The 1,239-nt window shown below is 70.4% G+C and carries 2 protein-coding genes; one reads left to right on the top strand and one right to left on the bottom strand.

Going from position 1 to position 1,239, the window contains the following annotated elements; genetic code table 11:
* A partial coding sequence (locus tag AOK16_RS24925) for an AMP-binding protein (RefSeq protein ID WP_157859353.1) occupies positions 1-581 on the bottom strand: 581 nt, incomplete at its 3' end.
* A gap of 133 nt (positions 582-714) precedes the next feature.
* Between AOK16_RS24925 and AOK16_RS24930 the strand changes: the two genes are divergently transcribed.
* On the top strand, positions 715-1,239 hold a 525-nt coding region (locus tag AOK16_RS24930), incomplete at its 3' end, for a condensation domain-containing protein (RefSeq protein WP_240483745.1).

Here is a 1,239-nt window from a genome sequence, read left to right on the forward strand (position 1 = left end):
TTGGGGCGGCCCGTGGTGCCCGAGGTGAAGATGATGTACGCCGGGTCGGTGACGGCCTTTTCCCGGCGGCGGCGCACTCGCGGAGCGGGGCGCCGATCGACTGCTATTCCACCCCAACGGAAACACGCCGTACCGACGTTGTGCGGAATTCCCTCCCGCGGCTTCTCGGCCGCCCGGATGTGCAGCGCCGCCTCGGTGGTCTCCGCGATCGCGAGCAGTCGTTCGTCGGGGGTATCCGGGCTGACGGGAACGAACGTGAGGTCGAGTGAGGAACAGGCCAGGAACAGGGCGATCGAGGCCGCCGTGGTGTCCGATTCCAGAATGACCCGGTCACCGATGTCGAGGCCGAGTCCATGGATTTCCTCGGCGAAGGAACGGGTCTGGTCGGACAGTTCGCGATACGAGGTGACGGTGGTTTCTCCCGCCCCCGCGGATTCCACGACAGCCGGGCGATCGGGGCTTTTCCGCGCCGCCGCCAGCAGGAACTCATGCAGGAACTCGCCCGAATGCGGGCCGAGTCCGGGCAGTTGTCCGGGCGGCTGTACGGGCAGTTGTCCGGGCAGTTCAGGGAGCGCGTCCATGGTCGTCCTCGACTCGCGTAGGGCCCGCGTCCCGGACGCGGGAAGGGCTGGCCAAGACCTGTCGGGCTGTGGCAGCATCCACTACCGGCAAGTGAAATCGCAATTCCGCATCACGAAAAACTAGGGAGATGGTGTGAGCTCTGGCGTGCGCCTGGCGCTGGGCCAGCTCTCGGTCTGGCACGACATCCGCGACCTCCCCCGGCACCGTTGGCACGAGCCCAACAACGCCGCCCTGTGGCCCCTCCCCGAGGGGGCCGACGCGGACCACGTGCGGCGGGCGCTGCGTACGGTCGTCGCCCGGCACCCCTCGCTGCGCCTGCGGTACGACCTCACAGACGCCGCGACCCGAGCGCCCCGCCAGCTCCCACCCGACCCGGACTGGAACGACGCCCTCCCGGCCGTCGAGCTGGACACGGCCCAACCGGCCCGCGCGGAAGCCCAGTCGGCCGACCTGGCCACCCAGCCCTTCGACCTGACCCGCGAACACGGCTGGCGCGCCCGGCTGCTGACCCGGCGCGGGAGACCCACCCACCTGGCGTTCGCCAAGCACCACATCGCCGCCGACGCCTGGGCGCAGGAACTCCTGCGCGCCGAGTTCATCCAGGCCCTCACCGCGGCCGGAGACCGGGCAGGATCCGCGGCCCGAACCCAGGCAGGA

Origin of the sequence: Streptomyces pathocidini (assembly GCF_001418495.1) — a bacterium.
In the GTDB taxonomy this organism is placed as follows: Bacteria; Actinomycetota; Actinomycetes; order Streptomycetales; family Streptomycetaceae; genus Streptomyces; species Streptomyces pathocidini.